3 protein-coding genes are annotated in these 2,686 nt (G+C 65.5%); all 3 read right to left on the bottom strand.

The window, feature by feature from the left end:
* Positions 1-21 precede the first annotated feature (21 nt).
* The 3 genes from A5789_RS12915 to A5789_RS12905 all read right to left on the bottom strand — a co-directional run bounded on the left by A5789_RS12915 (position 22) and on the right by A5789_RS12905 (position 2,449).
* The gene (locus tag A5789_RS12915) at positions 22-636 is read right to left on the bottom strand and encodes a hypothetical protein (protein ID WP_156773005.1); all 615 of its coding nucleotides are present in this window, start codon (positions 634-636) and stop codon (positions 22-24) included.
* A gap of 89 nt (positions 637-725) precedes the next feature.
* A complete protein-coding gene (locus A5789_RS12910; RefSeq protein ID WP_064927247.1) occupies positions 726-2,153 on the bottom strand; it encodes a hypothetical protein in 1,428 nt (475 codons plus the stop codon).
* Complete coding sequence (locus A5789_RS12905; RefSeq protein WP_064927245.1) at positions 2,150-2,449, bottom strand: hypothetical protein; 300 nt, start codon at positions 2,447-2,449, stop codon at positions 2,150-2,152. Before A5789_RS12905 ends, A5789_RS12910 begins: the two co-directional genes overlap by 4 nt.
* Positions 2,450-2,686: the final 237 nt, after the last annotated feature.

Here is a 2,686-nt window from a genome sequence, read left to right as displayed (position 1 = left end):
GCTGGGTCGGTTGTCTGCCCATCAGCCCTGGCCTTCCGGATCGAGGTCGTAGCCGTGCAAAAGCCAACGGTCGCGGAAGGTTTGGGGTGGGCGGGCCAGATGGACGCGGTGGTTGTCGTCGAGCACGAGCGCGCCGTGGGAGTGAAGTTCGTGCATGTGCAGGCCCATCGTGTCGGCCCAGTTGGCGGTCGGGTCCTCAGCGGAGCCGTCGAAGTCCGGGAATTGCTCGCGGATCTGCCTCCAGTGCTCCGGGTCGGAGAGTTCGCCGGCCAGCTGCGCCACGGGGAGCGGATTGACCGACTCGGGGTCGCCGGGCACGGCCAAGGGGATGATTCCTGCGGTGACCTGCTGGTCCAGGTACAGCGCGGCCTCGGGCACCTTGTTGCGGTAGCGCGGGCCGAGCTTGATCAGCGTGTCCATCATCTGTTTCGCGTCATCGCTGAGTTGCCCTGGCGGGGACGGGTATTCGAACCACTCCCCGGCGACGTCGGGCACGTTGAACCAGTTCTCGTACGTCTTGAACGGCGGCGGAAACGCCAACAGCGGGTACTTGCGCAGCATCCGGGCCGCATCGCGGTCCTGCGCGCGTTTGCCCCGATTCGAGCGGTTCTTCTTCGGACGGTTGCCCGCCATCACTCTCACTCTCCTTCGGTGCGACGGGGCCGCCGCCGCATAGTTCGAACTCGGGATGGTTCGCAGTGGCGCCCAGCTGGCCACTGAATCGGTCACGAGGCGGCTGCCTCGGCGCTCCAGCACTGGTCACAGACCCGGGAGCGCAGGGGAAGCTCCTCCCGAACCACCCCGACCGCCGATTCGCATGCCACGCACCGCTCCGCGGCGTTGGGTGCTGTGATCACCGAAGCGCCCGTAGTGGCGGCTATTTCGCCCGTAGAGCCTCGAACGGGGGTTCCGGTAGGGGCTGGGGCCTCCGGGGCGTCTGCGGAGGGCAAATCGGCCATGGCGGCGACCCAGCACTGTGAGCAGCTGCCATCAGCGCGGCGTCCGGAGTACGGGTGCTCTGTGCACCGATCGGCCTCCAATGCCTCGGCCAGGGCCGCGTCGGCGCGGTGCTGGCCGGCTACCTCAACGGGATCGGTGGCCAGGTAGATCTCATCGCTGTACAGCGTGAACGCCTTGATCAGGTACGTGGCGGTAGCAGCCTCGCGGGCCTTGACCGCCAGGAAGCTGCGAACCTTGTCCTCGGGGAACCGCGCCAGCTCCCGGTCCACGACGGTCGCGAGCTGGCGACGCTGACCCGGCCGCATGTCGATCCGCGCCAGATCGGCCTGGATCGCTTCGCCGGCCACGAGCTCCTGCCCTCGAGTCGCCGGGATTTCCTTGGCTGCCACGGGATCGGACACGGCCGCCAGCAGCGGCGGCTGACTGGGGTGCGTAGATGCGGAGGAATCGTCCGTCCGTCCGTCCGTCTCGTCGCCCGCACGCGCGTTACGAACGTTACGAATCGGACGGACGGAAGAAGTCTCTTCGGTTCTCTGGTGGTTCTCTAACGGATAGCACGTCAAATCGACGGGATTAGACACGTCGATTTGACGGGAACAGTCCCGTCGATTTGACATATTCGAACGAGTTTTCGAATCCGTCGATTTGACGGAACTGTCTCCGACCTGGGGTTTCTCGGCGGAAAAGTTATCCACAGGCTCGCTGACCTGCGCAGATCCCGCCCCCTTTTCCCCGTTCCTCCGGGTGGCGCGCTGGCGGGAAGTGCTGCGACCGGGGATCGTCGGCTTGTCGTCGGCCAGCCGGTCCACATCCACCAGTTCCTCCAGCTTCTCGCCGGGAAACAGCATGTCGGGCAGGTGCTTTGCCATGTGGACGGCCTTCGGGTCCGGCCGCGCCACCTGATGCTGCTCGAGCTTGGTCCTGTTGAGCCGGTACATGTTCGACTTGCCGTAGCGCCGCCGCCGGAAGATCCACCCCGTGTCATGCAGCAGGCCCGCAGCCCGCGATATCGCCGATTCGGACATGCCGGTCTCGAGCATCATCAACTCCATACCGGGCCACGCCAGATCGCGCTCGGACTCGTTGGCGTGGTTGGCCAGGCAGTGGAGCACGCTCTTGCAGGCGGCCCACTTGGTGGCCTCGATGTCGAACAGATGCACCCGATCGACCAGGGCGGTGTGAAAGTTGCTCATCGGCGCACCGCCTGGTCGCCTCCCACGGCGATCACGCGGAACAGGTCGCCGGCGGCGGATTCCTCCACGGTGATCACGCCGTGTTCGGCCAGTAGCTCGACCGCTGCGGCGATCGTCACCTCGGGCAGGCCGGTCTCGAGCTCCAGCAGATCCATGCCGGGGCAGCATTTCCCAGCGTCGTCGGCGTGTTGGGTGAGGCTCCACAGCACCGAGCGGCACACGGCACGCCGGGCGGGATTGATATCAAACAGGTCACGCGATCCGGAGCTCGGCTCGGTGGTGTTCGAGGTGGTCATTTGGCGATGACCAGCGGAAACAGCGGCATTCATAGTGCGCCCCTTTCGGGTCGGGGCGATGTTTGCCGGTGTATTGCGGAGGGCGAGTCGTTCGACACGTTCCAGTGTCTGGCTGTATCGTCCTAACCGCTGGCGAGGTCACACAGCTTGTGTGACTTCAACACCGACAAACGTCGCTTCATTTCGGGGCCCGCCTTCTCTCCGTCGCCAAACAGTGGAGAAGGCGGGTTTTGTCGT

The organism is Nocardia sp. 852002-51101_SCH5132738 (assembly GCF_001665695.1).
Classification (GTDB): Bacteria; Actinomycetota; Actinomycetes; order Mycobacteriales; family Mycobacteriaceae; genus Nocardia; species Nocardia nova.
Note: the sequence above shows the minus strand (reverse complement) of the source record. Positions and strands in the feature narration are given on the sequence as shown.

Excerpts from the sequence above, each read along its gene's own strand:
- A5789_RS12910 (WP_064927247.1), bottom strand. The coding sequence starts at position 2,153 with ATGAGCAACTTTCACACCGCCCTGGTCGATCGGGTGCATCTGTTCGAC.
- A5789_RS12905 (WP_064927245.1), bottom strand. The coding sequence starts at position 2,449 with ATGACCACCTCGAACACCACCGAGCCGAGCTCCGGATCGCGTGACCTG.